28 protein-coding genes and 1 tRNA gene are annotated in these 26,579 nt (G+C 74.8%); 13 read left to right on the forward strand and 16 right to left on the reverse strand.

The genetic code is table 11. The features are described from left to right. The first annotated feature begins 68 nt into the window (after positions 1–68). A complete protein-coding gene (locus tag ABUL08_RS17280; protein WP_350930941.1) occupies positions 69–830 on the forward strand; it encodes a hypothetical protein in 762 nt (253 codons plus the stop codon). Between the two features lie 14 nt (positions 831–844). Here the strand turns inward: ABUL08_RS17280 and ABUL08_RS17285 are convergent, their stop codons facing one another. Both ABUL08_RS17285 and ABUL08_RS17290 read right to left on the reverse strand, forming a co-directional pair. After that, positions 845–1,744 carry a ribokinase gene (locus ABUL08_RS17285; protein WP_350930942.1) on the reverse strand — a complete coding sequence of 300 codons (900 nt, stop codon included), beginning with the start codon at positions 1,742–1,744 and terminating at the stop codon, positions 845–847. 17 nt (positions 1,745–1,761) lie between these two features. Then, positions 1,762–2,556 (reverse strand): ABC transporter ATP-binding protein, encoded by a 795-nt coding sequence (locus tag ABUL08_RS17290; protein WP_350930943.1) that lies wholly within the window; start codon positions 2,554–2,556, stop codon positions 1,762–1,764. Positions 2,557–2,687: 131 nt separating this feature from the next. On the opposite strand from ABUL08_RS17290, the gene ABUL08_RS17295 reads away from it, so the two are divergent. Both ABUL08_RS17295 and ABUL08_RS17300 read left to right on the forward strand, forming a co-directional pair. Next, complete coding sequence (locus tag ABUL08_RS17295) at positions 2,688–3,713, forward strand: ABC transporter ATP-binding protein (protein WP_350930944.1); 1,026 nt, start codon at positions 2,688–2,690, stop codon at positions 3,711–3,713. Then, complete coding sequence (locus ABUL08_RS17300) at positions 3,710–4,720, forward strand: ABC transporter permease subunit (RefSeq protein ID WP_350930945.1); 1,011 nt, start codon at positions 3,710–3,712, stop codon at positions 4,718–4,720. Before ABUL08_RS17295 ends, ABUL08_RS17300 begins: the two co-directional genes overlap by 4 nt. 150 nt (positions 4,721–4,870) lie before the next feature. Here ABUL08_RS17300 and ABUL08_RS17305 read toward each other — a convergent pair whose 3' ends face one another. Beyond that, a complete protein-coding gene (locus tag ABUL08_RS17305; protein WP_350930946.1) occupies positions 4,871–6,046 on the reverse strand; it encodes an ROK family transcriptional regulator in 1,176 nt (391 codons plus the stop codon). A gap of 177 nt (positions 6,047–6,223) precedes the next feature. Here ABUL08_RS17305 and ABUL08_RS17310 point away from each other — a divergent pair, with 177 nt between their 5' ends. Then, positions 6,224–7,675, forward strand: coding sequence for a glycoside hydrolase family 3 protein (locus ABUL08_RS17310; RefSeq protein WP_350930947.1), 1,452 nt, complete (start codon positions 6,224–6,226; stop codon positions 7,673–7,675). A gap of 80 nt (positions 7,676–7,755) precedes the next feature. Here the strand turns inward: ABUL08_RS17310 and ABUL08_RS17315 are convergent, their stop codons facing one another. Further along, positions 7,756–8,112 carry an STAS domain-containing protein gene (locus ABUL08_RS17315; RefSeq protein ID WP_350930948.1) on the reverse strand — a complete coding sequence of 119 codons (357 nt, stop codon included), beginning with the start codon at positions 8,110–8,112 and terminating at the stop codon, positions 7,756–7,758. 168 nt (positions 8,113–8,280) lie between these two features. Between ABUL08_RS17315 and ABUL08_RS17320 the strand changes: the two genes are divergently transcribed. From ABUL08_RS17320 to ABUL08_RS17330, 3 genes are read left to right on the forward strand one after another with little or no spacing between them, the layout of a single operon-like run. Further along, complete coding sequence (locus ABUL08_RS17320; RefSeq protein WP_350930949.1) at positions 8,281–8,742, forward strand: hypothetical protein; 462 nt, start codon at positions 8,281–8,283, stop codon at positions 8,740–8,742. Beyond that, complete coding sequence (locus tag ABUL08_RS17325; protein ID WP_350930950.1) at positions 8,739–9,254, forward strand: thiol-disulfide oxidoreductase DCC family protein; 516 nt, start codon at positions 8,739–8,741, stop codon at positions 9,252–9,254. The genes ABUL08_RS17320 and ABUL08_RS17325 overlap by 4 nt, the downstream gene beginning before the upstream one ends. After that, positions 9,181–9,894, forward strand: coding sequence for a TetR family transcriptional regulator (locus ABUL08_RS17330; protein WP_350930951.1), 714 nt, complete (start codon positions 9,181–9,183; stop codon positions 9,892–9,894). Before ABUL08_RS17325 ends, ABUL08_RS17330 begins: the two co-directional genes overlap by 74 nt. 28 nt (positions 9,895–9,922) lie before the next feature. Here ABUL08_RS17330 and ABUL08_RS17335 read toward each other — a convergent pair whose 3' ends face one another. Genes ABUL08_RS17335 through ABUL08_RS17360 form a run of 6 tightly spaced genes read right to left on the reverse strand, consistent with a single transcriptional unit; the run spans position 9,923 to position 14,838 of the window. Beyond that, on the reverse strand, positions 9,923–11,362 hold the full coding sequence (locus ABUL08_RS17335; RefSeq protein ID WP_350930952.1) for a cation:dicarboxylate symporter family transporter: 1,440 nt from the start codon (positions 11,360–11,362) through the stop codon (positions 9,923–9,925). 46 nt (positions 11,363–11,408) lie between these two features. Then, positions 11,409–12,098, reverse strand: a complete 690-nt coding sequence (locus ABUL08_RS17340; protein WP_377521756.1) for a GNAT family N-acetyltransferase — start codon at positions 12,096–12,098, stop codon at positions 11,409–11,411. 41 nt (positions 12,099–12,139) lie between these two features. Further along, on the reverse strand, positions 12,140–12,670 hold the full coding sequence (locus ABUL08_RS17345) for a DUF4396 domain-containing protein (RefSeq protein ID WP_350930953.1): 531 nt from the start codon (positions 12,668–12,670) through the stop codon (positions 12,140–12,142). A 58-nt stretch (positions 12,671–12,728) separates the two neighbouring features. After that, positions 12,729–13,400, reverse strand: coding sequence for a class I SAM-dependent methyltransferase (locus ABUL08_RS17350; protein ID WP_350930954.1), 672 nt, complete (start codon positions 13,398–13,400; stop codon positions 12,729–12,731). Then, complete coding sequence (locus ABUL08_RS17355) at positions 13,397–14,170, reverse strand: TIGR04282 family arsenosugar biosynthesis glycosyltransferase (protein ID WP_350930955.1); 774 nt, start codon at positions 14,168–14,170, stop codon at positions 13,397–13,399. The genes ABUL08_RS17350 and ABUL08_RS17355 overlap by 4 nt, the downstream gene beginning before the upstream one ends. After that, positions 14,167–14,838, reverse strand: a complete 672-nt coding sequence (locus ABUL08_RS17360; RefSeq protein ID WP_350930956.1) for a glycosyltransferase family 2 protein — start codon at positions 14,836–14,838, stop codon at positions 14,167–14,169. Before ABUL08_RS17360 ends, ABUL08_RS17355 begins: the two co-directional genes overlap by 4 nt. A 146-nt stretch (positions 14,839–14,984) precedes the next feature. Between ABUL08_RS17360 and ABUL08_RS17365 the strand changes: the two genes are divergently transcribed. The 5 genes from ABUL08_RS17365 (at position 14,985) to ABUL08_RS17385 (ending at position 19,020) form a co-directional block, all read left to right on the forward strand. Further along, positions 14,985–16,343 (forward strand): hypothetical protein, encoded by a 1,359-nt coding sequence (locus ABUL08_RS17365; protein WP_350930957.1) that lies wholly within the window; start codon positions 14,985–14,987, stop codon positions 16,341–16,343. 77 nt (positions 16,344–16,420) lie between these two features. Beyond that, entirely contained in the window at positions 16,421–17,116 is a 696-nt protein-coding gene (locus ABUL08_RS17370; protein WP_350930958.1) for a response regulator transcription factor, read from the forward strand. Next, the gene (locus tag ABUL08_RS17375) at positions 17,109–18,137 is read left to right on the forward strand and encodes a sensor histidine kinase (RefSeq protein ID WP_350930959.1); all 1,029 of its coding nucleotides are present in this window, start codon (positions 17,109–17,111) and stop codon (positions 18,135–18,137) included. The genes ABUL08_RS17370 and ABUL08_RS17375 overlap by 8 nt, the downstream gene beginning before the upstream one ends. Positions 18,138–18,201: 64 nt before the next feature. Further along, a complete protein-coding gene (locus ABUL08_RS17380; RefSeq protein WP_350930960.1) occupies positions 18,202–18,390 on the forward strand; it encodes a DNA repair protein in 189 nt (62 codons plus the stop codon). Between the two features lie 111 nt (positions 18,391–18,501). Then, entirely contained in the window at positions 18,502–19,020 is a 519-nt protein-coding gene (locus ABUL08_RS17385; RefSeq protein WP_350930961.1) for a hypothetical protein, read from the forward strand. Between the two features lie 111 nt (positions 19,021–19,131). On the opposite strand, the gene ABUL08_RS17390 is transcribed toward ABUL08_RS17385, so the two are convergent. The 4 genes from ABUL08_RS17390 to ABUL08_RS17405 form a co-directional block, all read right to left on the reverse strand. Further along, complete coding sequence (locus ABUL08_RS17390; protein ID WP_350930962.1) at positions 19,132–19,854, reverse strand: Clp protease N-terminal domain-containing protein; 723 nt, start codon at positions 19,852–19,854, stop codon at positions 19,132–19,134. Positions 19,855–19,966: 112 nt separating this feature from the next. After that, positions 19,967–20,515, reverse strand: a complete 549-nt coding sequence (locus ABUL08_RS17395) for a DUF305 domain-containing protein (RefSeq protein ID WP_350930963.1) — start codon at positions 20,513–20,515, stop codon at positions 19,967–19,969. Between the two features lie 53 nt (positions 20,516–20,568). After that, entirely contained in the window at positions 20,569–21,321 is a 753-nt protein-coding gene (locus tag ABUL08_RS17400; RefSeq protein ID WP_350930964.1) for a lytic polysaccharide monooxygenase, read from the reverse strand. Between the two features lie 101 nt (positions 21,322–21,422). Continuing rightward, positions 21,423–24,512 (reverse strand): VWD domain-containing protein, encoded by a 3,090-nt coding sequence (locus ABUL08_RS17405; protein ID WP_350930965.1) that lies wholly within the window; start codon positions 24,510–24,512, stop codon positions 21,423–21,425. Positions 24,513–24,796: 284 nt separating this feature from the next. On the opposite strand from ABUL08_RS17405, the gene ABUL08_RS17410 reads away from it, so the two are divergent. After that, a complete protein-coding gene (locus tag ABUL08_RS17410) occupies positions 24,797–25,189 on the forward strand; it encodes a TIGR03618 family F420-dependent PPOX class oxidoreductase (RefSeq protein WP_350930966.1) in 393 nt (130 codons plus the stop codon). An 84-nt stretch (positions 25,190–25,273) separates the two neighbouring features. Here the strand turns inward: ABUL08_RS17410 and ABUL08_RS17415 are convergent. Next, positions 25,274–25,349: transfer RNA gene (locus ABUL08_RS17415), tRNA-Thr, on the reverse strand. Between the two features lie 89 nt (positions 25,350–25,438). After that, positions 25,439–26,425: a GNAT family N-acetyltransferase gene (locus tag ABUL08_RS17420; protein ID WP_350930967.1), complete on the reverse strand. Its 987-nt coding sequence runs from the start codon at positions 26,423–26,425 to the stop codon at positions 25,439–25,441. Positions 26,426–26,579 lie beyond the last annotated feature (154 nt).

Below are 26,579 nucleotides of genomic sequence, written 5' to 3' on the forward strand. Positions count from 1 at the left end.
GGCGGGACGTGACGCGCACCGCCCCGCGCCGCCGGGCGCCGCTGGCCGGCCCGACGCACACTGGTGACATGGCGATTCCCCTCCCCCGGCCCGGCGCCGTCGTCGGTCTCACCCGCTCCGCCCTGGACCAGGCGTTCGGCTCGGCCGCGTCGTTCGCCGGCGTACCGGCCCGTGCCTTCGCGGTGCTCGACGGGGTGGAGACGCTGCTGCACCGGATCAACGGGGTGGTGGACCGGATCGAGGGCACCCTGGACCGTACCGACCGGGTGCTCGACGACGCCGAGACCGCGGTCCGCGAGGTCGCCGTCATCAGCGCCGCCGCCACCGGCGCCATCGAGACCGCGACCGAGGTCGCCACGGCCGCCGCCGTGGTCGTCGGCGAGGCCGAGCGGGTCTCCGCCGCCGCGGCCGTCGTGGTCGGCGAGGCCGAACGGGTGGCCGGCGCGGCCGGTGCCCTGGTGGTCGAGGCGGACGCGGTGGCCGGTCGGGCGGCCGGCACGGTGCTCGCCGCCGAGCAGGCCGCCGGCACCGCCACCGAACTGCTGGCCGCGTACGAACCGGCGCTGCGCCGGGCCGCGCCGATGGCCGCCCGGTTCATCGAGCAGCTCAGCCACGAGGAGGTGACCGCGGCCATCCGGCTCGTCGACGAGCTGCCCAAGCTCAAGGAGCACCTCACCGCGGACATCCTGCCGATCCTGGCCACCCTCGACCGGGTCGGCCCGGACCTGCACGATCTGCTCGACGTCACCCGCGACCTCAAGCTGGCCGTCGCCGGCATCCCCGGGCTGGGCATGCTGCGCCGTCGGGGCGAGAAGCTGACCGAGGACTGATCAGCCGCCGCGGGTCAGGCCGGTGGGGCGTACAGCTCGTCGATCTCGACCCGGCGGGGCAGCGACACCGAGGCGCCGAGTCGGCGTACGCAGGCCGCCCCGGCCGCCGCCGCCCAGTGCACCGCCTCGATCAGCTCCCGTCCCTCGCCCCAGGCGACGGCGAGGGCGGCGGTGAAGGCGTCCCCGGCGGCGGTGGAGTCGACGGCGTCCACCTTGACCGGCGGCACGTGCACCGTCGCGCCGTCCCGGTCGACGTACCAGGCGCCGTGCCCGCCGAGGGTGAGCACCGCCCGGGGCACCAGGTCGAGCAGCGCGCGGGGGTCGTCGCGGCCCCGACCGGTGAGCGTCACGGCCTCGGTCTCGTTGACCACGAGCAGGTCCACCGCGGCGATCAGCTCCGCCGGCACCGGGCGGGCCGGCGCGGCGTTGAGCACCACCCGGGTGTCTGCGGCACGGGCGGCGACGACCGCCTCGGTCACCGTCTCCAGCGGCACCTCCAGCTGCGAGATCAGCACGTCCGCCTCGCGTACGGCGTGCAGCTCGCCCTCGGTGAGCCCGGTGAAGGTGCCGTTCGCGCCCGGGCTCACCAGGATCGCGTTCTCCCCCTCGCCCCCGACCATGACCAGGGCCACCCCGGACGGGCCGTAGACCACCCGGAGCTGGCCGGTGTCCACCCCGGCGGCGGTGATCCGGGCCTTCAGGGTGACCCCGAAGGCGTCCGAGCCGATCGCGCCGAGGAGGACACAGGACGCCCCGGCGCGGACCGCCGCGATGGCCTGGTTGGCGCCCTTGCCGCCGGGCAGCATGACGAAGTCGCTGCCGAGCACGGTCTCCCCGGGCCGGGGCAGGGCCGGCGCCGTCCCGACCAGGTCCATGTTGGCGCTGCCCACCACGGCCACCCGGGTCTGGCGCATGCTCGGTCTCCTGTCGCTCAGGCGGCGCGGGCGGTGTACCGCTCGCCGTGCCGCTCGACCACCAGCGGCAGGCCGAAGGTCTTCGAGAGGTGGTCGCCGGTGAGCGTCTCGGCGAGCAGGCCCTGCGCCACCACCCCGCCCTCGCGCAGCAGCAGCGCGTGGGTGAAGCCGGGCGGGATCTCCTCGACGTGGTGGGTGACCAGCACCAGCGCCGGCGCGTCCGGGTCGTACGCCAGCTCGGCCAGCCGGGCCACCAGGTCCTCGCGACCGCCCAGGTCGAGCCCCGCGGCCGGCTCGTCGAGCAGCAGCAGCTCGGGGTCGGTCATCAGCGCACGGGCGATCTGCACCCGCTTGCGCTCCCCCTCCGACAGCGTCCCGTACGCCCGCTCGGCGAGGTGCCCGATGCCGAGCTGGCCGAGCAGCGCCCGGGCCCGGTCGGTGTCACTGCGGTCGTAGCTCTCCCGCCAGCGGCCGACCACCGACCAGGCGGCGGTGACCACCACGTCGGTGACCAGCTCGTCGGCCGGCACGCGTTCGGCCAGGGCGGCGGTGGAGAAACCGATCCGGGTGCGCAGCTCGTTGACGTCGGTGCGGCCGATCCGCTCGCCGAGCACGTGCGCGGTGCCGACGGTCGGGTGCAGCCGCCCGGCGGCCAGGTTGAGCAGGGTCGTCTTGCCGGCGCCGTTCGGCCCGAGCACCACCCAGCGCTCGTCCAGCTCGACCCGCCAGTCCACGTCGTGCAGCAGCGCGGTGCCGGAGCGGCGTACGCCGACACCGTCGAGGCTGACCACCAGATCCGCGTCCACGTTCACCCGCCCATCCAACCACGCAGCGCCGAGGTGCCCCCCACGGGCGGCCCGGCGGCCATAGGGTGGGGCGCCGTGTCGTTCGTCACCAATCCCGGAGGACGGTTCATGCCCGACCGCTGTCAGGAGCCACGCCGATGAGCGCGGTGATCGAGATCGACGGCCTGCGCAAGACGTTCCACAGCGTGCGGCAGGGGCACCGGGTCGCCGTGGACGGTTTCGACCTGCGGGTCGACGCCGGACAGATCCACGGTTTCCTCGGGCCGAACGGCTCGGGCAAGACGACCACGCTGCGCGCCCTGCTCGGGCTGGTCCGGGCCGACGCCGGCCGGATGAGCGTCTTCGGGGCCAGCTCGCCGCAGGAGCTGCCGGCGGTGGCCGGGCGGGTCGGCGCGATCGTGGAGAGCCCGCAGTTCTTCGGCAACTTCACCGCCCACCGCACGTTGCGGCTGCTCGCCCTGGCCGGCGGCGTCCCCACCACGCGGGTCGACGAGGTGCTGGAGCAGGTGGGGCTGCGCGACCGGGGCGACGAGCGGGTCAAGGGCTATTCGCTGGGCATGAAGCAGCGGCTGGCGGTGGCGTCGGCGCTGCTGAAGGACCCGGAGCTGCTGATCCTCGACGAGCCGGCGAACGGGCTGGACCCGGCCGGCATCCGGGAGATGCGCGACCTGATGCGGTCGCTCTCCGCGGCCGGCGTCACGGTGCTGCTCTCCAGCCACATCCTGGCCGAGATCCAGCTGATCTGCGACCACGTCACGATCATCTCGCGGGGCCGCCGGGTGGCCGCCGGTCGGGTGGACGAGGTGCTGGCCGGTTTCGACCAGCACGAGTTCGCGGTCCGGGTGGCCGACCCGGAGCGCGCGGCGCAGCTGCTGCGGGCCGGCGGACTGGCGGTCACCGAGCACGACGACCAGCTGGTGGTCGGCGGGGTGGACGAGCCGGAGCTGATCACCCGCACGCTGGGCGAGCAGGGGATCTGGGTACGCGAGCTGGTCCCGCTCCGGCCCGACCTGGAGAGCGTCTTCCTGGAGCTGACCGGCACCACGCCACACCCGACGGTGCCCCGGCAGGTGGACGGCTCGGTGCTGCCGGACGCCGCACCGCGGGACGCGGTCATCGACCTCGACGTGCGCGCCGACGAGACCCGGGAGGTGCAGGCGTGAACCTGGTCCGTGCCGAGCTGGAGCGGCTGACCGCGCGCCGCTTCGTGCAGTTGATGGTGGTGCTGCTGCTGGTCGCCTTCGCGGTGACCGCGGCGACCACGCTGGCCGGGTCGCACCGGCCGTCGACCGGGGAGCTGGACCGGGCCCGCGCCGCGGCCAGCGAACAGGTCGCCAACATGGAGGCGGCGCACGACAAGTGCCTCCGGGTGAAGGCCGGCACGCTCGCGCCGGAGGAGGGCGACTACCTGCCCGCCGACTGCAGCGAGATCGACCCGGCCCTGATGGACCACCTGCCGGTGATGTCCGACTACCTCAACGGGGTCCTCGTCTTCGCCAACCAGGCCCGGCCGCTGCTCTACTTCGTCATCGCCTTCCTGGTGCTCTTCGGGTTCCTGGTCGGCGCCTCGTACGTCGGCGCCGACCTGAACTCCGGCGGTGTGGTCAACCTGCTGCTCTGGCGACCGCGCCGGCTGGCGGTGCTCGGGGCGAAGCTGGGCACCCTGCTCGGTGCGCTGCTGGTCTTCGCCGCGCTGGCGGCGGCGGCGTTCCTGACGGTGTTCTGGCTGATCGCGCAGACGACGGGGCTGCCGGGGCGGCTGGACGGGGACTTCTGGCGGTCGCTGGGCGGGACGTACGGGCGGGGGTTGGTCCTGGTGCTGCTGGCGGCGGCGGTGGGCTTCGCGATCGCCACGCTGGGCCGGCACACCTCGGCGGCGCTGGGCACCGTGGCGGCGTACCTGGTGGTGTGGGAACTGGGGGCGCGGCTGGTGTTCCAGATCCTCGACACGGCCCGACCGGACCAGTGGATGCTCTCCAGCTATGTCGGTGCCTGGCTGAGCGGGGAGGTGCGGTTCGTCGACCGGCACGCCTGCCGCGGCGGGGTGAGCGACTTCTGTGAGGGCCTCTACACGCTGACCTGGGCGCCGGGGCTGGCGGTGCTGCTCGGCCTGACGGCGGTGCTGGTGGTGGCCGCGTTCACCACGTTCCGTCGCCGCGACCTGATCTGAGGCCCGGCGTACGGCCCCCGTCCGGCGCTGCGGCGGCGACGGGGGCCGTACCCGTTTCCGGCAACTCCTTGCAAGGGCGACCCACCTCGTGAAGAATTCCTTCACATGGCGGCGGCGCGGGCGACGACGGCCGGCGGGGTCCCCGCCCGGTCAGCCGACCGTCGACCCGAACAGCTCGTCCCGGACGGCGTCCAACGCGGTACGCAGCGCGCCGCGCAGGATCGGCTCCTCGGTCAGCCCGGTCGGCACCACCCGGGGCCGGACCAGCGTGATCGCGGCGACCTCGTGCTGCACCCGCTCGGCCAGCGCCGCGCCGCCCGCCTGACCCACCTCACCGGCGAGCACCACCAGCGGCGGGTCCAGCACCACGCAGGTGCTGGCCACCCCGAGGGCCAGCCGCCGGGCCAGCTCGTCCAGCAGGGGCCCGCCGGCGGTGCCGGCGGCGATGGCGGCGCGCACCGCATCCGCGGCGGTGTCCGCGGCGAAGCCGTGCTCGGCGGCGACCGCGCGTACCGCGTCCCCGCCGGCGAGCTGCTGGAAGGCCGGCTTGGCCCGCTTGGCGACGTCCCGCGGAATGGGCACGCCGGGCACCGGCAGGTAGCCGATCTCGCCGGCCGCCCCGGTGCTGCCGTGGTGCAGCCGACCGCCGAGCACGATCGCCAGGCCGACGCCCGCACCCACCCAGACCAGCACGAAGTCGCCCAGCCCCTGCGCGGCGCCGGACTGCGCCTCGGCGACCGCGGCGAGGTTGACGTCGTTCTCGAAGACCACCGGGGTGTGCAGGTCGTCGCGGAGCGCCGCGAGCAGGCCGCTGTGCCAGCGCGGCAGGTTGAAGGCGAAGGTGATGTCGCCGGTGCCCGGGTCGACCAGGCCGGGGGTGCCCAGCACGATCCGCCGTACGCTCGACAGCTCCGCGCCGGCGCTGCTCACCGCCCGGACCACGGCGTTGTGCACCACGCCCACCGGGTCGTCGGTGTCCCGGGTGGACTGCTCCACCCGGCCGATCACCGCGCCGGTGATGTCGGCGCACGCCGCCACCACCCGGTCCGCGCCGACGTCCACCCCGACGACGTGGGCGCTGCCCGGCCGGACGGCGTAGAGCTGGGCGTTCGGGCCCCGCCCACCGGCCTGCTCGCCAACCCGGGTGACCAGGCCGCGCTCCTCCAGCCGCTCCACCAGCTGGCTGGCGGTGACCTTGGACAGCCCGGTCAGCTCGCCGAGCCGGGCCCGGGTGAGGGGACCCTGTTCGAGGAGCAGCTCCAGCGCCGCGCGGTCGTTGAGCGCCCGCAACAGGCGGGGGGTGCCGGGCAGCCGGGTCGCACTCATGCCACGTCCTCTATTTTCAGTAAACCTTGTTAATCACAAACGACCTGCAGAACGGGTGTCCGTAAGCGTATCGGCCGCCCGGAACCGGAGCCCTCGGACGACCCGTCAGCGACACCACCCGGGACGGCCGCCTCCGGTGCGACACTCGTGCCGTCCGGCACCGGAAGGGGAGATCACGTGGGGCTGGATCCAGGACTGCGTCGGCTCGCGCTCGGCACGCTGCTCGCCGCGTACCCGGGGCCGGTGCCGCCCGAGTGGGCGGTGCGGCTGCTGGCCGACGGGCTCGCCGGGCACACCCTCTTCGGCACCAACGTCCACGACCCCGCCCAGCTGGCGGCGAGCACCGCCGCGCTGCGTACCGGGCGGGCCGACGCGATCGTGGCGATCGACGAGGAGGGCGGCGACGTGACCCGGCTGGCGCACGCCACCGGCAGCCCGTACCCGGGCAACGCGGCGCTCGGCGCGATCGACGACCCGGCACTGACCCGCGAGGTCTACGCGGCGATCGGCGGGGAGTTGGCCGCCCTCGGCATCACGGTCGACCTGGCGCCGACGGTGGACGTCAACACCGCCGACGAGAATCCGGTCATCGGCACCCGTTCGTTCGGCGCCGACCCGCTCCGGGTGGCGGTGCACTCGGCCGCCGCCGTGGCCGGCCTCCAGGCGACCGGGGTCGCCGCCTGCGCGAAGCACTTCCCTGGCCACGGCGCGACCGTCGCCGACTCCCACCACGAGCTGCCCACCGTCGACGTCTCCCCCGCCGTGCTGCGCGAGCGGGACCTGCCGCCCTTCGCCGCGGTGATCGACGCCGGGGTCCGGGCGATCATGACCGCGCACATCCGGGTGCCGGCGCTGACCGGCGACGGTCCCGCCACCTTCAGCCGGGCCGTCCTGGTCGACCTGCTGCGCGCCGAGTACGGCTTCACCGGCACGGTGATCACCGACGCGCTGGAGATGAAGGGCGCCGCGCTCGCCGCCGGTGGGGTCGGACCGGCCGCCGTCCGCGCCCTGGCCGCCGGGGCGGACCTGCTCTGCATCGGCGCGCAGGTCGACGCCGAGCTGGTCGAACGGGTCGCCGCCGAGATCGTCGGCGCGCTCGGCGACGGCCGGCTGGACCGGGCCCGGGTGGAGGAGGCCGCCGGGCGCGCCGCCGCCCTGGCCGCCTCGTCGGGCCCCGTCGGCCCGCCGACCCCCGCCGTGGACGGGCTCGGCTACGCCGCCGCCCGGCGCGCGGTCCGCGTCGAGGGCGACCTCGCCGGGCTGGTCGCGCCGCTGGTCGTGCAGCTGCACGCCGCCTCCACCATCGCGCAGGGGCGGGTGCCGTGGGGGCTGGGCCCGCACCTCGTCGGCGCCGAGGAGGTCCGGGTGGTGGCCGGCGAGACCGACGCCGCGCAGCTGCGCCGGCTCGCCGGGGTACGCCCGATCGTGCTGGTCGGCCGGCACCTGCACCGGCTGCCGGGCGGGCCGGCGCTGGTCGACGCGCTGGCCGCCGCGCACCCGGTGACGGTGGTCGAGATGGGCTGGCCGGGCAGCTGGCGACCGACCGGGGTCCGCGCCTTCGTCACCACGTACGGCGCCAGCCACGCCAACGGCCGCGCGGCGGCGCAGGTCCTGGGTCTCGCCGACTGAACCGGTCCGACCGGGGCCGACGGCGGGACGACGACGGGGGTGGAGTGGTCGGGCGGGGGCCCTGGGTCGGGTGAGCCGGGTCAGCTGAGCCGGCGCCAGCCCGGCTGGACGGTGGACCGACCGTCGCCGTCGGTGAGGCCGAGCAGGCCGTCCACGGCGGTGATCCGCAGGACCCGCGCGACCACCGGCCGGGCGTTGGTCACCCGGAGGGTGGCGCCCCGGCCGACCGCCTCGGCGGCTCCGCGCAGCAGCGAGCCGACGCCGGTGGAGTCCAGGTAGGGGACGTCGGTGAGGTCGACGACGATCTCCACCACACCGGCCCGGCGGAGCACCTCGTCCAGGGTCTGGTCGAGCCGCGCCGCGCTGGCCATGTCGATCTCACCGGTCGGGGCGACCGTCAGCTGACCGGGCCCGGTGTCCCGCGTGCCGATGTGCATGTCCCCCCCTGCCCGGAACCGACCCCCGTCCACTGCCGAGGGCGACCATACCGGGCCACCACCCCGGCCCACCACGGACGGACCGGCGACCCCGCTATTGAACGCGTTCAAGTTTCGTCCTACAGTGAGTCCCGACGGTATTTGAACGTGTTCAAGGGGAGCGACGGGATGGACGTCAAGGTCTGGATGTACCTGGTCTATCTGGCGATAAGCATCGGCCTGACCGTGTGGGTGGCGCGGGCGCTCGCCCGCAACGGCCTGGTCTTCCTGGCCGACGTCTTCGCCGACGAGCGGCTGGCCAACGCGGTGAACAGCCTCCTCGTGGTCGGCTTCTACCTGCTCAACCTCGGCTATGTGACGGTGGCCATGAAGCACGCCGACCCGGTGCTCGGCGCCAGTCAGGCGATGGAGGAGCTGTCCCTGAAGATCGGCGCCGTGCTGCTGGTGCTCGGCGCCCTGCACTTCTTCAACGTCTTCGCCCTCGGGCGCTACCGGCGGGGTCGGCTCCGCGCGACCAGCACCCACCCGCCGATCGCACCGGTGGCCCACCTGCAGGTAGCGCCCGAGGCCCGCCCGGCCCAGCCCGTCGGGGCGCAGGCCGGGCCCACCCCGCCCGTGCCGGCGCGATGACCGCTCCCACCGGGGGCGGGAGGAACGAGCCGGCGGACCCCACCGGGCACGGGGCCGGTGGGGTCCGCTGGTTCACCGTCCTCTACGACGCGTACTGCCCGGTGTGCCGGGCCGCCCGACGCTGGCTGGCGTCGCGCGCCCAGCTCGTACCCCTGGAGTTCGTGCCGGCCGGGTCGGCGGAGGCCCGGCGGCGCTTCCCCGGCCTCGACCACGACGCGACGCTGCGGGACCTGACCGTGGTCGCCGACACCGGCGCGGTCTACGCCGGGGACGGCGCCTGGTTCGCCTGCCTCTGGGCGCTGGCCGACCACCGCGGGACCGCCGAACGCCTGTCCCGCCCGCACCTGCTGCCGCTGGCCCGGCGGGTGGTGACCACCGCCTCCTCGGTACGGGAGCTGGTCCGGGAACCACGGCCCGACCCGGGATACGGTGACGACGATGACCGAGCAGACTGCGCCGACGACCGCTGCGGACTCCCCGACCACCGGAGAACCGGCGACCCCCCGTGGTGAGCAGACCCGGCAGCTCATCCTGGACACCGCGATGCGGCTGTTCCGCGAACGCGGCTACGCCCGGACCACGATGCGCGGGATCGCCCAGGAGGCGGGCGTGGCGGTGGGCAACGCCTACTACTACTTCGGCTCCAAGGACCACCTGATCCAGGAGTTCTACACCGGCACCCAGGTCGAGCACCGGGCCGCCGCCCGGCCGGTGCTCGACCGGGAGCGCGACTTCGCCGCCCGACTCGGCGGGGTGCTGCACGCCGGGGTGGACGTGCTCACGCCGTACCACGCCTTCGCGGCGACCTTCTTCAAGACCGCGGCCGAGCCGACGTCGCCGCTGAGCCCCTTCTCGGCGGAGTCCTCGGCGGCCCGGGACGCGTCGATCGCGCTCTTCCGCGAGGTGCTGGAGGGCTCCACCGCACGGGTCGACCCCGAGCTGCGCCCGGAGCTGCCGGACCTGCTCTGGCTCGCCTACCTGGGGATCGTCCTGTACTGGGTGCACGACCGCTCGCCGGAGCAGGCGAAGACCCGGCGACTCATCGACGGCGTGGTCCCGCTGATCGACCGGCTGGTCGGGCTGTCCCGGCTGCGGGTGCTGCGGCCGGTCACCCGGCAGGCGCTCGACCTGATCCGCACCCTGCGGCACTGACCCGACCGCCGTCGTCGACCCCGGCGGCTCACCGCGGGGCGGGCAGCACCGGGTCCGCGGCCCGGGCGTCCGCCTCGGTGCCGTCGGCCGGCACCCCGGGCCCGTGCTCGTCGTCGAGCATGGTGACCTCGTCGAACGGGTCGTCGCCGCGCAGCACCGCCAGCGCCCGCTCCCGGTCGAACTGACCGGTCCAGGTGCCGACGAGCACTGTGGCGACGGCGTTGCCGGCGAAGTTGGTCAGCGCCCGCGCCTCGGACATGAACCGGTCGATGCCGACGATCAGGCCCACCCCGTCCACCAGGTCCGGCCGGTGCGACTGGAGGCCGCCGGCCAGGGTCGCCAGGCCGGCACCGGTCACCCCGGCCGCGCCCTTGGAGGCGATCACCATGAACAGCAGCAGCGAGATCTGCTCGCCGACGGCGAGCGGCTTGCCCATCGCCTCGGCGATGAAGAGCGACGCCATGGTCAGATAGATCGCCGTGCCGTCGAGGTTGAAGGAGTAACCGGTCGGCACGGTGATCCCGACGACCGGCCGGGCGACGCCGACGTGCTCCATCTTGGCGATCAGCCGGGGCAGCGCCGACTCCGACGACGAGGTCGACAGGATCAGCAGGAACTCCCGCCCCAGGTAGGCCAGCAGCTTGAAGATCGAGATCCGGGCCACCAGCCAGAGCAGCGCGCCGAGCACCAGGAAGACGAAGATCGCGCAGGTGGCGTAGAAGCCGAGCATGATCTGGGCCAGGCTCTTCAGCGCGTCCACACCGGTCGCGCCGACCACGGCGGCGATCGCCCCGAACGCGCCGATCGGGGCCAACCACATGATCATCGCCAGCACCTTGAAGACCACCCGCTGCAACGCCGCGATCGCGTTGATCACCGGCTCGCCCCGCCGGCCCAGGCTCTGCACGGCGAAGCCGACCAGCAGGGCGACCAGCAGCGCCTGGAGCACGTCACCCTGGGTGAGCGCCGAGAAGAGCGTGGTCGGGATGATGCCGAGCACGAAGTCGACGGTCCCCTCGGACTCGCCGCTCGCGGCCTTCTGGCCCGCCCCGGCCAGCGCCTCGTTCAGGTGCAGCCCCGCCCCGGGGTGGATCAGGTTGCCCACCACCAGACCGATCGCCAGCGCCACCGTCGACATGGTGAGGAAGTAGCCCAGCGCCAGGCCGCCGACCTTGCCGACCTGGGCGGCCTTGCGTACCGAGCCGACGCCCAACACGATCGTGCAGAAGATGACCGGCCCGATCATCATCTTGATCAGGTTGACGAAGCCCGTGCCGAGCGGCTTCAGCGACTCACCGAAGTCGGGGAAGAGCAGGCCGACGGCGATGCCGGCCAGCACGGCCAGGATCACCGCCAGATAGAGGTAGCGGGTCCGGTCCCGCCGACGCGTCGGCTCGACGACCGGGTCCGCGCCCGGCGGATCGGCGGGCACGCGGGGCGACGGTGCGGGTACGTGCTGCTCAGCCATGCGGCCACCCCTACCCAGTGGCGCCGCTCACCCAAACCGGGCCGGCTCAGGGCGGGTCGACCCCGTACGACCGCCAGCCGCGGTCCGGGAAGCCGGCGGCCTCGGCGACCCGCGCCGACGCGGTGTTGTCGGGATCGTGCCGGTAGGTGGGGATCGCCCCCTCGTCGAGCACCCGCCGGGCCGCCTGGGCGACCAGCCGCCGGGCGAGTCCCCGCCCCCGGGCCGCCTCGGCCGTGCCGACCGTCAACTCGTGCCCGTGCACGTCGTGCCGCTTGACGCCCACGCCCGCCAGATAGCCGCCGTCGGCGTCGCGGGCCACCAGCACCGGCCGGTCGAAGAGGCCCAGCCAGGCCGGGAGCCCGGGCGTGGTGGGCGCGATCCACTCCCCGGCGTCGGGCAGCGGGGCCGGGGCGGCGCTCCACCGGTAGACCGCCCGGTTGGTGGGCCAGTCGGGCAACCCGACCAGCGCCGGCAGGTCGGGCAGCAGCCGCTCGATCGACCGGTCGACGGCCCGGGCCCGCACCGCCGCCACCCGGTCGGGCGGCACGGAGAGGAGGGCGCACCCCGGGGCGACGACCGCGACGGCCGGGCGGAGCCGACCGTCCCAGGCCGGCCGCGCGCGGCGGTGCGAACCGACCACGTGCAGCCCGGGACCGGCCGGCCACTGCCCCAGCCAGGTCGCCAGGTGCAGGAACACCCGCCGGTCCAGCACCGGGGCCATCTCGTCGTCCGCCATCGTGATCATGGTACGCCCGGTGACCGGATCGAGGTCGGCGTTCACCGCCCCGCGTGGTGGTCGTGGCCGGCGGGAGCACCGGGGTGGTCCGCCCCCGTCCCCGAGGACGCGGAGTCGTGGTCGGCGCCGTGGTGGTAACGGTGCGCCACGGCGTGCCCCCGGCCGCGCCCGATCAGTGCCCGATTGACCGGCACGGTCACCACGAACGCCACCGCCAGGGCGAGCAGCAGGCTGGCCCAGAAGAGCCAGTCGGCCAGTCCGGCGGTCAGCGCACCGGGGACGGCCAGCATGACCGCGTTGTCGACGATCTCCATCACCGCGATGCTCACCGTGTCGGCGGCGAGCGCCACGCCGATCGCCGTCCGCAGCGGCAGGCCCGAGCGGAGCACCGGACGGACGGTCAGCGCGTAGCCGAAGAGGAAGGCCAGCGCGACCGAGAGCAGGACCGTGGCGAGGGCGGACCAGCCGAGCGCAGTGCCGACGACCATGCCCAGCACCTCGCCGATCGCGCAGCCGCTGAGGCAGTGCAGGGTCGCCGCGATCGCCAGCCGGGTCAGGTTCGAGTTCTGCATGCCGTGGACCATATACCCCCAGGGGGTAACAAGTGAAGCGATGTCCGTCACTCCCCGGTCAGCGGCGGACCAGCTCGACGAACCACCGGCGGTGCGCCGGCAACACGTCGGCGACCCGGAAGCCGGCCGCCGACGCCAGCGGCTCGGCCAGTTCCACGCCCACCCGGGCCCAGCGGAACGACGGCCCGCGCGCCTCGCGGCCGTCGCCACCGCCGGAGACGACGTGCGCCCGGCCCCGCCACAGGCCCGCGCCGGGCGCCGCCAGCTCCACCAGGGCCGTACCGCCCGGGCGGAGCAGGTCGGCGCAGCGGCGCAGCAGCCGCAGCGGGTCACCGCCGATGCCGATGTTGCCGTCGACCAGCAGCGCGTGCGCCCACCGCCCCTCACCGGGCAGCGGCCCGAGGACGTCCCGGCACAGCGCCACCGCGCCCCGCTCCCGGGCCAGCCGGACCGCCCCGGCGGAGACGTCCACCCCGAGGGCGACCAGCCCCCGGGCGGCCAGCGCGGCGGTCAACCGGCCGGGACCACAGCCCAGGTCGACGGTGGGTCCGACGCACCGCTGGACCAGCCGCTCCAGGGCCGGTTCGAGTGGACCGTGCCACCGCCGCACCGGCAACGGCAGCCGCTCACCGTCGGCCAGCACGAGCCAGTGCCGGTGCTCCCCCACCCGGCCCGCCGGCTCGGCCAGGGCGGCGTCGAAGCCACCGGCGAGGACCGCCGCCCCGGTCACCGGCCACCCCTCGATCCCACCGGGGGCACGACGCGCTTTGCACCGGCCGCCAACCGCACGTCGGGCTCGGGACCGGCGGCCGACCGCCCGACAGGCTCGGGACCGAGTGGCGGCCGGGCGGCGAGGCGGCGGACCACGTCGGCGAAGCGGCCGTCCGGCGCGGCGGCGGCGACCGCCAGTGCCGCCGGCCACTCGTCCACGTCGGCCAGTTCGGGCAGCGCGGCCACCCGCAGCCCGCGCCCGGTCAGCGCCGCCCGGGTCAGCCGGCCGGTCGCCGGGGTCGACATCGGCACGTCGCGCAGCACCACCGCCGCGCCCGGGTCACGCAGCCCCAGCGCCCACCAGCCGCCGTCCACCGCCGGACCGAGCACCGCCTCCGTCTCGGCCGACCCGGCGAGCGCGGCGGTGAGCAGCTCGGGGCGGACCTGCGGGGTGTCCATGCCGAGCTGGAGCACCGGCCGGCCGGGGGCCACCGCCCCGGCGTCGGCGTGGGCGGCGGCCAACCGCTCGCCCAAGCCCCGCCCGCGCTGCGGCAGCAGCGTCCAGCCGGTCAACGCGGCGCGGAGTTCCGCACCCCGCACCGCGTCGGCCAGCCGACCGGCGTACGCCAGCACCGGCACCGCGCCGGGCACCGCGCGGACCGCGTCCAGGGTGTCCAGCAGGGCGGCGGCCGCCACCTCGGCGGCGTCCGTCGGCGTCAACGGCGGGCAGAGCCGGGTCTTCACCCGCCCCGGCACCGGCGCCTTCGCCACCACCAGCAGCACCGTCATGACCCGACCCCGGCCCGGAGGACCCCCGTCATGTCCCGGACCGCCCGGGCGGTGCCGCGCACCGACCCGGAGACCTTCGAGCGGGTGCCGGCGGCGCGCGGGGCGTACGCCACGTCCAGCTCGACGATCCGCCAGCCGGCGGCGGCGGCGCGCAGCAGCAGCTCCAGCGGGTAGCCGAAGGCCCGGTCCGCGACGCCCAGCTCCAGCAGCGCCGCCCGGCGGGCCACCCGGATCGGGCTCAGGTCGTGCACGGGTACGCCCCGGCGGCGCAACCCGGCCGCGATCACCGCGTTGCCGACCCGGGCGTGCCACGGCCAGGCGCCCACGGAGACCGGTCGGCGGCGCCCGGCGGTCAGGTCGGCCCGCCCCTCGGCGACCGGCCCGGCCAGCCTCGGCAGCTCCCCCGGGTCGAAGGAGCCGTCCGCGTCCAGCACGCAGACCAGCTCGGTACGGGCGGCGAGCAGCCCGGTGTGCACGGCCGCCCCGTAACCGCGCCGGGCCTCGCGCACCACCCGGGCGCCGTACGCCTCGGCCACCTCGGGCGAGCCGTCGGTGGAGCCGTTGTCCACCACGACGGCGCGGTACCCGGGTGGCAGCGCGCTGAGCACCCCGGGCAGGGCGGCTGCCTCGTCGAGACAGGGCAGCACCACGTCGACCTCTGTTCCCATGACCGGGACGCTAGGCCCGCCGCACCCTGTCGGGAGGCGCTGCGGCGGTTACGGAACCCTTACGCCGCAACGGGTTGTTACGAAACTCTGACGAGCCCGCGGAAGTGCCCCCGCACCCCCCGGCGACCCCGTAGCCTCCGCTCACCATGACCCGCCACCCCAGCGCCGGCCGCCGACGCGACCTGACCGTGCTCGCCGTCGAGGCGGCGCTGCTGGCCGTCGCGGTGGCCGTCGGCGCGCTGCTCAACCAGCGCGGCGTCGGGCTGCACGCCGACGCCGCCCCGCTCTATGCCAGCTGGGGGCCGCACGTCGGCGCCGGCACCCTCCCCGCGCTGGCCCTCGCCGTCGCCGTCGTCCGGCACGGCCCGGAACTGGCCCGGCGGCTCCCGTGGGCGCGGCTGCTGGCCGTCGGCTGGCTCGCCGGCGCCGCCTGGACGCTCTGCCTGGCGCTGGTGGACGGCTGGTCGACCGGGCTGGCCGGACGGCTCACCGTGCAGGCCGAGTACCTGCACGAGGTGCCCCGGGTGCACGACGTGCGGAGCATGCTGGCCGGGTTCACCGACCGGATCATCGACTTCCAGCCGGACTCCTGGTCCACGCACACCGCCGGACACCCGCCGGGCGCGCTGCTGATCTTCGTCGGGCTGGACCGGATCGGATTGGGTGGCGGCGCGGCGGCCGGGCTGGCCTGCGTACTGATCGGGGCGACGGTGTGCGTGTCGGTGCCGGTGGCGCTGCGCGCACTCGGCGACGAGCCGGCCGCGCGGGTGGTGCTGCCGTACCTGGTGCTGCTGCCCGGGGCGGTCTGGGTGGGGGCGTCCGCCGACGGGATCTTCGCCGCCACGGTGGCCGCCGGGCTGGCCCTGCTCGCCCGCCCCGGCAGGTGGTCGCCGGCGCTGGGCGGGCTGCTGCTCGGCGTCGCGCTGCACCTGTCGTACGGGCTGGTGCTGGCCGGGCTGCTGGCGTTGACCGTGCTGGCGCTGCGGCCGACCGGCCGGCTGGCCGCGCTGCTCGCCGCCGGTCTGGGCGTGGTCGCGGTGACCGCCGCCTTCGTGGCCGCCGGGTTCTGGTGGCTGGACGGCTACCACCTGGTGGTGCAGCGCTACTACCAGGGCTGGGCCGCCGACCGCCCGTACGCGTACTGGGTCTGGGCGAACCTGGCCGCCCTGCTGCTCAGCGCCGGGCCGGTGGCGGGACCGGCGCTGGCCCGTACCGTCGGACCGGCGCTCGCGGCCGTCCGTGCGCGCCTCGGCGGGCGGACCGGGGCGGCGGAGGGGCGGCCCCGGGGTGCGGCCGTCTGGCTGCCGGTGGCGGCGGCCGGGACGGTGGCCCTGGCCGACCTCTCCGGGCTCTCCAAGGCCGAGGTGGAGCGGATCTGGCTGCCCTTCGTGGTCTGGCTGCTGGTCGCCGTGGTGCGGCTGCCGGCCGCCGACCGGCGCTGGTGGCTGGCCGGCCAGGCGGCCACCGCCCTCGCGGTCAACCACCTGCTCCGGACGGTCTCCTGACCCCGGTCGTAAGAACCTCGCAATAGATCCACTCGACCTCCCGTCGTTACGCTGGCCCCCACCGAGGGAGGTACGCCGTGGCGCAACGGGTGCTGGTCGTCGACGACGACCGGACGGTCAGCGACGTGGTGTGCCGCTATCTCGAACACGCCGGCTACCAGGTGGACCACGTGGGCGACGGGGCCGCCGCCCTCGCCGCCGTCGCCCGGCAGCCACCCCACCTGGTGGTGCTGGACCTGATGCTGCCGGTGCTCGACGGGCTGGAGGTCTGCCGTCGGCTGCGGGAGCGGCCGGACGGCGTACCCATCGTCATGCTCACCGCACGCGGCGACGAGGCCGACCGGATCCTCGGCCTGCAACTGGGCGCGGACGACTACCTGAGCAAGCCGTTCTCCCCGCGCGAGCTGGTGCTGCGGGTGCGCTCGGTGCTGCGCCGGGCGGGCGGCGAGCCGGCCGACGCGGTGCCGGAGGTGCTGGCCGACGGCGGCCTGGAGGTGGAGACCGGGCCCCGGGTGGCCCGGCTGCACGGCCGGGAGCTGACCCTGACGCTGCGCGAGTTCGACCTGCTGGCCCACCTGATGCGGCATCCGGCGCGGGCGTTCCGCCGGGCGGAGCTGCTGGAGCGGGTGTGGGGCTGGAGCTTCGGCGACGAGTCGACGGTGACGGTCCACGTGCGCCGGCTGCGGGAGAAGATCGAGGCCGACCCGGCGAGTCCCCGCCGGATCGTCACCGTCTGGGGCGTCGGCTACCGGTACGAGCCGACCGATGCGTGACCTGGCGCTGATCTTCGCCGCCGCGCTCGTCGCGGCCTGCGCGGTCGGGCTGGTCGGCGCGGCGGCGCTGCGGCTGCTGCGCGGCCGGTCCATCACCCTGCACATCTTCGTGCTGCTCACCATGACCGTCGCCGCGGTGGTCGCCGGGGTGGCGGTGATCGCGGAGGCGATGTTCCTCTCGCCGCACGACCTGGAGGTGGTGCTGATCACCGTCTCCGCCGCGGCGGTGGTGAGCCTCGCGGTGGGCTGGCTCTTCGGGCGGCGGCTGGCCGCCGCGGCGGTCTGGGCGGACCAGGCGCGGGAACGGGAACGGCGGATCGAGAAGGGCCGCCGGGACCTGGTCGCCTGGGTCTCGCACGACCTGCGGACCCCGCTGGCCGGGCTGCGGGCGATGGCGGAGGCGCTGGAGGACCGGGTGGTCCGCGACCCGGAGACCGTCGACGAGTACCACCGCCGGATCCGGGTGGAGACCGACCGGATGACCCGGCTGGTCGACGACCTGTTCGAGCTGTCCCGGATCAACGCGGGGGCACTGCGCCTGTCCCTGTCGGCGGTGCCGCTGGGCGACGTGGTCTCCGACGCCCTCGCCGGCACCGCCCCGCTGGCCGCCGCCCGCCGGATCCGGCTGGTGGCCGCCGAGTCGGGCTGGCCGACGGTGGCCGCCAGCGAGCCGGAGCTGGCCCGGGTGGTCGGCAACCTGCTGCTCAACGCGGTCCGCTACACCCCGGAGGACGGCACCGTACGGGTGGACGCCGGCCGGGACGCGGACACGGCCTGGCTGGCGGTGGCGGACACCTGCGGCGGCATCCCGGAGTCCGACCTGCCGCGCGTCTTCGACGTGGCGTTCCGGGGCGAACCGGCTCGCACCCCGCGCCCCGGCAACGGTGGCGTGGAGGGGTCGGGCGGGCTGGGGCTGGCGATCGTGCGCGGGCTGATTGAGGCGCACGGCGGGCGGGTAGACGTAGAGAACGTCACCGATGGCTGCCGGTTCGTGGTCCGGTTGCCGGTGGCGGGAACCTGAGACATCGATCGAGCGTCATATCTATTTCCATACATGTACAACTTTCTCTGGGACGGTAATGGTCATGCCTCAGAAGCCGAATGACCGGTACCAGCAGGACACCGAGCAGAGCTGGCGGGCGGCCGGTGCCGCCGGTCGGTTCCCGGCGCAGCCGCCGTACCGGGAGTCACGGACGACGGCGACGCTCTCCTGGGCCGAGCTGAACGCCCTGCCCGCCGGCGCCTCGACCCGGCGCGGCCTGACCGCCCGGTGACCGGGACGACAGCGGCGACACACCCGGGCGCTCCAGCCGCACCGTTCGCACAACTGTCCGGTAGCGTCTCCTGGTCCGAAAAATCGGCTCACCACAGGAGATGCTCCGCGCATGGGCAAGAAGACGATCCACGTCTCCGACTTCAGCGGCACGGTTCTGCAGCAGGATGACGAGGTGGTCCGCGTCGTCGTGCTGGAGCACCCGGACCTGGTCGCCGGCCCCGTGCAGCTGGACGCCACCCCGGTCGAGGTCGAGAGCATCGACGACGCGGCGCTGGACGTGGCGGTGGTGGAGATCCACGACAAGCACGGGTACGGCGAGCCGCGCCGGGTGGTGCTGACCGCCAGCGAGTTCGACGCGATGGCCACCGACGTGCCGATGGCGCAGTTGCTGCGTACCGCCGAGCGGGTGAAGCCGCCGAAGGCCCGCAAGAGCGCCGAGAAGATCGACTACGGCACCCTGGAGCACGCCGGGAAGCCGCACCGGGGCCGGGTCACCGAGGAGGAGTCCCGGCTGGTGCGGGAGCACCTGGACGAGGTCAACAAGCGCCTCGCCGACGCCGGTCTCCGCCAGGTCGACCCGACCGACCCCGAGCACGCCCTCCGCTACGGCTTCCCCACCGCCGACTGACGCGCGGCACGGGTGCGCGCCCCCGTGCCGCGCACCCGCACACCGGACTCTGCCGGTCGGGAGCGCCCGGGCGCTCCCCGGCGCGGGGGATTCGCTCCCCCGCGCCGGGGGTCACCGCCCGGTGACCTCCGCGAGGGCCGCGGCGACGGCCTCCTCGACGCCGGCCTTCGCCAGCCCCAGGCCGGCGAGCACGCCGTCGCCGCCCTCCTCCTCCAGCAGGGCGAGCAGCAGGTGCTCGGTGCCGACGTAGTTGTGGCCGAGCCGCAGCGCCTCCCGGAAGGTGAGTTCCAGGACCTTCTTGCCGCGCGCGTCGTAGGGGATCAGGTCGGGGACCTGGTCGGCCGGCGCGGGCAGCGTCGCGGTGACGGCCTCCCGGAACCGCTCCAGGGGTACGCCCCGGGCGACGATCACCCGCGCGGCGATCGCCTCGGGCTCGGCGAGCAGCCCGAGGGCGAGGTGTTCGGGGCGGATCTCGGGGCTGCCGGCGGCCCGGGCCTCGTTCTGCGACGCCACCACCACGTTGCGGGCGCGCGGCGTGAAGCGGCTGAACCCGGCGTTGGGGTCGAGCGCGGCGGCCGTCTCGGCCTTGGCGGCGGAGCGCTTCTGGGCGGCCTGCTTGGTCACCCCCATGCTCCGGCCGATCTCCGTCCAGGAGGCACCGGAGCGGCGGGCCTGGTCGACGAAGTGGCCGATCAGGTGGTCGGCGACGTCGCCGAGGTGGTCGGCGACCAGGACGGCGTTGGCCAGTTGGTCCAGCGTGTCGGTGTGCACCTTCTTGATGCCCTCGATCAGCTCGTCGAGCCGGACCTGGGGCATCGGAACCGGATTCGTCATGCGTCAACCGTAGGTTGACGACACCGATTCGTCAACCACCGGTTGACGCACGGCACCCCTCTCCGCTGCCCGCCGGATCCGGGAGCCTTTCGACGACGGGTCGATCCCACCGCTATCCGGCGGAGAGCTTCGCCAGTAGCGCCACCTCGGCCGACCGGGACCGCTCGATGCGCCCGGCCAGCTCCCGGACCCGGTCGCTGGTCCCGGCGGCGACCTGGGCCCGGGCCAGGCCGGCGGCCGTCCGCTGGTGCGCGCCGAGCACCTCGGCGAGCACCCGGTCGACCTCCCCGGCACCGGCCGCGCGGAGCCGGGCCAGCCCGGCGACGGCGTCGCTGTGTCCCGAGTGGTCGTGTCGTGCGGCGGCGGCCACCGCCTCGGGTCCGGCGTCGCGCAGCCAGCCCCGCATGGTGGCGATCTCGTCGGTCTCGGTGACCTTGACCGCGGCGAGCAGCCGGCGCAGGTCCGGGTCCGTGGCCCGGGTGAGCCCCAGCTCGGCGATCTCCAGTGTCTGCTCGCTGTGCGCGACCATCATGGCCAGGAAGAGCACGTCCACGGTGCTGGCCGAGGGGGCGGGGCGCGGCGGCGGGTCGGCGGCGGCGACACAACCGGCGGTGGCGAGCTGCGCCACCAGCACGGCGACGGCGAGCAGCAGGCGGGCCACCGGGGTCCTGGGTGCGGCGTGGGGCGCAGCCCCGGAGGACCGCGCCCGCGCCGTCAGACCTGGGACCACAGCGCCGGCACGTTCGGCGGCTCCCAGCCGGGGAGCGCGGTGTGCGCCTGGATGCAGCGGTACGTCAGCCCGCCGTAGGTCACCCGGTCCCCGACCTGGTAGGTCCGGCCGGCGGTCCAGGTGCCGGTGGGGGCGGGCGAGCCGGTCGGGCTCGCCGTCGGGCTGGGCGTCGGCGACGGGGCGGTCGGGGTGGGGGTCGGCGACGGGCTGGGGGTCGGGGTGCCGCCCCCGCCGATCTGGAGGTCCACGCAGGAATAGAAGGCGTTGGCGGTGTCGGCGATGTTCCAGATCGCGAGGAGCTTCTGCCGGCCGGTGAACGCGCCGAGGTTGACGGTGTGCGAGACGGTGGCGTCCGGCTGGCGGCCCCCGCCGTCGACGACCGCCACCCGGGTGTTCCCGATCCAGTACTCCCAGTTGCTGGTGGCGTGCCGGGCGGTGTTGACCCAGGTGAACGTGACCGAGCTGCCGACCGGGGTGGCGGGCCAGCCGCGGCTGTCGTCGTTGAGCACGGCGAACTGGGTGATGCCCGCGTTGCAGCTGCGCAGCCCCTTCGGGCCCTCGACGCTCTGCGGCTCGTAGGCGATCTGGCCGCAGTCCGGCACCCGGCCCTGGGCGCAGAGCGCCTGCCGGCTGGGCGGTCCCGAGACGTAGCCGTGGGCCTGGGCGGGCGCGGCGACGGCGAGGGTCGCGGCGACGACGCCGGTGCTGAGCAGCGGGACGGTGATTCTTCGACGCATGACGGCCACTCCTTCGATCGGCACGTGGGGGCGTGCCCATGAAGGTACGTTAAACATTGTTAACAGTAAAGACTCCTATCGATTCCTTCCCGGGATCGGGCTCACCGCAGCGTGAGCGTCACCGACCCGGTCGCCGGACCGGACGGGTCCACCACCACGGTGTACGTGCCGGTCTCCGGCAGCACGGTCGCATCGATCCCGCCCGAGCCGAGGATCACGCACCCGCTGTTGATCCGCCGGCCGCCCGGGTCCCGCAGCTCCAGCGGGGAACACTGGTCGGGCAGGGTGCCGGCGGTGGCGACCAGGCTCACCGACGTCCCGGCGGTGGCCGTGAAGCGGTACGCGCGGATCGCCCCGGGCTGGTCGACGGTGGCGACGACCGGCGGCCCGCCGACGTCGATGTCACCGGTCCGGTCCCGGGTCGCCACCAGCCGCAGCGTGACGGTGCCGATCGTCCGGTCCACCGGGTCCACCAGCACCGTGTACGCCCCGTCCGCCGGCAGCAGCGTGCCGTCGACCTCGCCGGAGCCGTTGATCACGCACCCGCTGCTCAGCGTCCGGCCGTCCGGGCCGCGCAGTTCCAGCGGGGAACACTGGTCGCGCAGGCTGCTCTCCGGCACCTCCAGATAGATCCGCTGCCCGGCGCTCCCGGTGAACCGGTAGCGGGCCACCGCGCCGGGCTGCTCGATCGAGGCCGACACCGCCGGGCCGTTCGGCTGGAGGGTGCCGACGGTGTCCCGGGCGGCATAGACCCGTACGGTGGCCCGACCGGTGCCGGCGGCGTCGGCGTCCACCAGCACGGCGTACGTGCCGTCCACGGTCAGCTCGGCGCGGTCGATGTACCCCACGCCGTTGATGTTGCAGCCGCTGGCGATCTCCTTCCCCGCCGGATCGACCAGCCGGTACGGCGAGCACCGGTCCGGCAGCCCGGGAGCGACGACGTCGACGAAGACGGCGTCGCCACGGTGCCCGGCGAAGGTCAGCCGCCCCTCGCCCGGCGTCAACGCGGCGGTGGCGATCGGCGGCGCGACGATCGGCGCGCCGGCCGGCGGGGCGACCCGCTCCGTGGCGGCACCGCTGACCGCGAACTCGGCGCGGCCGGTCACGCCCACGTCGAAGACGCACTCCGCGAACTGCCACGGATCGGTCAGGCCGGCCCACCGGCACACCTGCTCCGCCCGCGCCCGCCGGTCCGGGGAGAGGTCGGCGGCGGTCGCCGCCCGGTCGGGGAAACCGCGGTCGGTGAAGGTGCCCGTGTCCTCCCCGTCGGCATAGCTGAACAGGGAGTTCTGCCCGGTGACCCGCCAGCCGTCCGCGTACGCCGGGTAGAGCTTCTCGAAGGGCACTGGCGGGGTCAGCGCGGTGCCGGACGCGGTGGCGATGTCGTCGCTCGGGTCACCGTCGAAGTCACCGAGCAGGCCGTGCACCTTCCCGGCCCGGTCGGCCGCCAGCTTCATCAGCAGCCGGTAGCCGTACGGGCCGATCTGGTCGATCGCGGCGGCGGAGCCGTCGGGCCAGCGCAGGTCGTAGCCGTCCGCCGCGCCGGTGTCGGAGGGCCGCCGGGCGAGCGTCCCGCCGCCGGGGATGCCCAGCTCGGCGGGGGGCGCGGCGACGACCGCGCCGTCCACGCGTACCTCGGTGGCGCCGTGGGCCAGGGTGAGGGTGACCCGGTGGTCGCCGAGCCGGAAGGCGACGGCGGAGTTGACCGACACGGTCCGCGAGTCACCCATCGGGGTCTGCCGCACCTGCACGGTGAGCGGGTCACCGGCTGTCGAGGCGACCAGCACGAACTCGCCGACGGCCTGGAAGTCGTAGTAGTGGCGGTCGAAGGTCACCAGGTGCGGGTCGCCGTTGGTGCCGCCGCAGCCGGGACCGCCGTCCTCGCAGAGCTTCTTCGGACCCTTGGCCGGCGGCTCCTTCTTCTTGGGCTTCCGGCACTCGTCCATGCTCTTCGGCAGCGGGTTGCCCTTGTACTCGGTGCGGGGCGACAGGCCCTTGGCCGTCCGGTACCGGTTCTCCGCGAGGGTCGCCTTGACCTCGGCGGTCGGGATCCCGGTGCCGCCGCACTGGCCCTGCGGCACCGCGTCGCGGGAGATGTCGTCGGCGTGGTTCAGCTCGTGGTAGAGCGCCGCGCAGGGATCCCGGGGCACCCCGTCGCCGTACGGGTCGACGGAGGTCGGGTTCCAGGTCACCGTGGACGAACCCTTGCCGGCGGGGCTGTCCGGGGTCTCGAAGGCACCCGATTCCCCGACGTGCGGGATGATCCGTACCCGGGGGGTCTTCTTGTCCTTGAGCCGGGGCAGGATGCCCGCCGGGTCGCCACCGGCCGCGGCGAAGCCGGCGAGGCAGCCGTCCACCGCCTTCTGGAAGTCGACGCCACTGACCGGGACGCCGGCGTTCGGGTCCACCTCGTAGTCGGCCCGCGCCGGTCGGCCACCCGCGCCGACGGCGACACCGACACCGAGCAGCAGCAGGGCGACGGCGGCGGCCACCGGCCGGCGGCGGCGCCGCACCAGCACGATCACCAGCGCGCCGACGACGAGCAGTGCCAGCAGGAGCAGCGCGCCGCCGCCGAGCAGCCACCGCCGGTCGACGCCGGGTCCGGTGCCGCCACCGACGGTGAAGGTGGTCGCGCGCAGGGCCGTCGCCCCCGGGCAGAGGGTGGCCGCGCCGGTGACCGGCAGTGCGACGTAGCCGGCGGTCACCTCGTACCGGCCGGGCACGCCGACCGGCCAGAGCATGTCGAGCCCGGCGCCGTCCTCGGTGGCGGCCACCGAGCGCAGCACGACGTCACCGGCCGCCGTACCTGAATGCACCCGGAGGCCGGCCAGGGTGACCGCCGCCTTCTCCCCCGGCTGCACGGTCCGCAGGCCGGCGGTCGCGGCGGCGCCGATGCCGTCGTCGTGGAAGCTGCGGGCGAGGACCGGGACCAGGTCCCGGCCGTCCCGGCGGACGCCGGTCACCTGGACGGTGCCGTCGGCGGCGGTCGCCAGCCCGCAGGCCGCGCCGGTCGAGTTGGTGACGGTGAAGGTCAACCGGACCGCGTCGCCCGTCGCGTACCCCGACCGGGTGGGACGCAGGTCCAGGCCGAGGCCGCCGTCGGCCGGCGCGGCGGACGCCCCGGCCGGCCACGCCACCAGGGCCGTCACGAGTACGGCGAGGCCGCCCGCGAGTCGCGCGATGAGCTTCATGGGCCGGACTGTAGGACAGCGACGCCGCCGTTCCCGTCGACTGTCGGGCACCGGTCCCGGCCGGCCGCGTCGGGTAACCGACGAAGCTCCGGCCGGTGGGGGGAACCACTGGCCAGAGCCCCGGTACGTGGTGCGCCGCCTCGGGCGCAGCGCCGGTGGGTAGCGTCATGGACGCCTCCCACACCTTCGCCTCCGCAGCTGTGGCGCCGGACTCTCCGGCGCTCCGCCGGATGAGACGGTCAACGACCACCTCCACCACGACCAGACGAGATGAAGGCCCGACCATGACGGCTCTGCCCGACGACCTGATCGCTGTCCTCAACGCCAAGGCGATCTGTTTCGTGACCACGCTCATGCCCGACGGATCGCCGCAGATCTCCCAGACCTGGGCCGGCACGGACGGCACCCACGTGCTCATCAACACGGTGGACACCCACCAGAAGACCCGCAACGTCCGACGCGACCCCCGCGTCGCCATCGGCATCGCCGACCCGGCCGCGCCGTCCCGGTACTGGGCTCTGCGCGGCAGCGTCGTCTCCGTCACCACCGACGGTGCCCGAGAGCACATCGACGAGCTGTCCCAGAAGTACCTCGGTCGCCCCTATCCCGGGTTCGGCGGCGGTCGGCAGCAGCGCGTCCTGCTCACCGTCAAGGTCGACCGACTGCACACGCCCTGACCCGGGTCCGGCAGGACCCAGCGCAGCCACCCGACACGAAAAGGCCCCGGCCCGGTGGAACCACCAGGTCGGGGCCTTGCTCGTTGGTGCGCCGCCAGGGACTCGAAGCCCGAACCCGCGGATTACGAGTCTGCTGCTCTGCCGGTTGAGCTAGCGGCGCTCGCCGGCAACGGGATGAAACGTCAGCATCATCCCGACCGGGCCTGCGTGGGGTCGGCCACCCGGCCCGCAGGATGAGCGCGTAGGTGATCATGAGGTCGACGCGGAATCGACGACACGTCGGCTGAGCTGATCCGCCCACCCCACGCGGGCGAGAATGTCGGCGGCGACCTCAGCGGGGGTGCGGTCGTTCGTGATCGTGAAATCCTCAACGGCGGTCCCGACCGGTGCGGGTTGAGGCTGGGCCAGCGCCGCCAGGTGCCGTTCGAGCTTCGGTCCCGTGTCCCGCTGACGCAGCCGGCCACGAACGGTGTCGCTGTCAGCGATCAACCTGACCACACTGAGGTCACAACCCGCCAGACTCTCCGCATATCGATGCCGCTGGGCCACGCTCTCCATGGCGGCTGCGGCGACGACGAAGCGCGCGCCCGCAGCCCTGAAATTTGCCCACACCGCGGCCAGATTCACGCACTTGAGCTCGTCGTACACTCGCCCGCCGGCAGGGCCGAGGGGCCGGGGCGGCCCGAACTGAGCCAACAGGTCCGTGTCGACGACGGCCGTGACGTGGCCGGCTTCGGTCAGGAGCTGTCCGACAGCCTCCGCGACGGTCGACTTTCCCACCCCGGCCACCCCGGTGAGCAGCACGGCTCGACAGCCGGAGGGTTCCACAGCCCCGGGTTCCAACTGGAACCAGTAGCTGACCGTGGCGCCCTGTGCGGACGGGCCACCGCCCAGCGACTCGTACAGCGCCCGGGCGGGGGCGTTGGCTTCGCCCGTCGTCAGGAACATCCGGCTGGCGCCGGCCTGCGCGCCAGCCGACATGAACGCCCGGAGCAGGGAACCGCCGAGTCCCCGCCGACGGTGCTCAGGCGTCACCTCCAGTCGATGGAGATAGAGCATTGAAGAGGCGTCCGGTCGGATCAGGTGATAGCCCCAGCACCACCCGACGACCTCTTCATCCTCGGACGCCACGAAGGCCAGAGCGCCCGGACTGCCCAGGAACGCCTGGCCGCCGCCCGACACCGCCCCGAACCTGCCCATGGCACGATCGAAGAGCCAGACGTCGGCCGCTTCCACACGACTCGTCACGCATCATTCTGACCCGCGGCCCGTCCTGATCTCGACCCTCGGGGAGCGGCGGATCTGCCGCAGATCGCGCGGCTCCCTCCGTGCGCGGTACGGCGTCCGCCAGGCGGGCGAGATGGCGTTGTGGGGGTGCAGGCAGGGCTAG

Source organism: Micromonospora sp. CCTCC AA 2012012, from assembly GCF_040499845.1.
GTDB lineage: Bacteria > Actinomycetota > Actinomycetes > Mycobacteriales > Micromonosporaceae > Micromonospora > Micromonospora mangrovi.

Excerpts from the sequence above, each read along its gene's own strand:
- ABUL08_RS17280 (WP_350930941.1), top strand. The coding sequence starts at position 69 with ATGGCGATTCCCCTCCCCCGGCCCGGCGCCGTCGTCGGTCTCACCCGC.
- ABUL08_RS17285 (WP_350930942.1), bottom strand. The coding sequence starts at position 1,744 with ATGCGCCAGACCCGGGTGGCCGTGGTGGGCAGCGCCAACATGGACCTG.
- ABUL08_RS17295 (WP_350930944.1), top strand. The coding sequence starts at position 2,688 with ATGAGCGCGGTGATCGAGATCGACGGCCTGCGCAAGACGTTCCACAGC.
- ABUL08_RS17305 (WP_350930946.1), bottom strand. The coding sequence starts at position 6,046 with ATGAGTGCGACCCGGCTGCCCGGCACCCCCCGCCTGTTGCGGGCGCTC.
- ABUL08_RS17315 (WP_350930948.1), bottom strand. The coding sequence starts at position 8,112 with ATGCACATCGGCACGCGGGACACCGGGCCCGGTCAGCTGACGGTCGCC.
- ABUL08_RS17320 (WP_350930949.1), top strand. The coding sequence starts at position 8,281 with ATGGACGTCAAGGTCTGGATGTACCTGGTCTATCTGGCGATAAGCATC.
- ABUL08_RS17325 (WP_350930950.1), top strand. The coding sequence starts at position 8,739 with ATGACCGCTCCCACCGGGGGCGGGAGGAACGAGCCGGCGGACCCCACC.
- ABUL08_RS17330 (WP_350930951.1), top strand. The coding sequence starts at position 9,181 with ATGACCGAGCAGACTGCGCCGACGACCGCTGCGGACTCCCCGACCACC.
- ABUL08_RS17335 (WP_350930952.1), bottom strand. The coding sequence starts at position 11,362 with ATGGCTGAGCAGCACGTACCCGCACCGTCGCCCCGCGTGCCCGCCGAT.
- ABUL08_RS17340 (WP_377521756.1), bottom strand. The coding sequence starts at position 12,098 with ATGGCGGACGACGAGATGGCCCCGGTGCTGGACCGGCGGGTGTTCCTG.
- ABUL08_RS17345 (WP_350930953.1), bottom strand. The coding sequence starts at position 12,670 with ATGCAGAACTCGAACCTGACCCGGCTGGCGATCGCGGCGACCCTGCAC.
- ABUL08_RS17355 (WP_350930955.1), bottom strand. The coding sequence starts at position 14,170 with ATGACGGTGCTGCTGGTGGTGGCGAAGGCGCCGGTGCCGGGGCGGGTG.
- ABUL08_RS17360 (WP_350930956.1), bottom strand. The coding sequence starts at position 14,838 with ATGGGAACAGAGGTCGACGTGGTGCTGCCCTGTCTCGACGAGGCAGCC.
- ABUL08_RS17365 (WP_350930957.1), top strand. The coding sequence starts at position 14,985 with ATGACCCGCCACCCCAGCGCCGGCCGCCGACGCGACCTGACCGTGCTC.
- ABUL08_RS17375 (WP_350930959.1), top strand. The coding sequence starts at position 17,109 with ATGCGTGACCTGGCGCTGATCTTCGCCGCCGCGCTCGTCGCGGCCTGC.
- ABUL08_RS17380 (WP_350930960.1), top strand. The coding sequence starts at position 18,202 with ATGCCTCAGAAGCCGAATGACCGGTACCAGCAGGACACCGAGCAGAGC.
- ABUL08_RS17385 (WP_350930961.1), top strand. The coding sequence starts at position 18,502 with ATGGGCAAGAAGACGATCCACGTCTCCGACTTCAGCGGCACGGTTCTG.
- ABUL08_RS17390 (WP_350930962.1), bottom strand. The coding sequence starts at position 19,854 with ATGACGAATCCGGTTCCGATGCCCCAGGTCCGGCTCGACGAGCTGATC.
- ABUL08_RS17400 (WP_350930964.1), bottom strand. The coding sequence starts at position 21,321 with ATGCGTCGAAGAATCACCGTCCCGCTGCTCAGCACCGGCGTCGTCGCC.
- ABUL08_RS17405 (WP_350930965.1), bottom strand. The coding sequence starts at position 24,512 with ATGAAGCTCATCGCGCGACTCGCGGGCGGCCTCGCCGTACTCGTGACG.
- ABUL08_RS17410 (WP_350930966.1), top strand. The coding sequence starts at position 24,797 with ATGACGGCTCTGCCCGACGACCTGATCGCTGTCCTCAACGCCAAGGCG.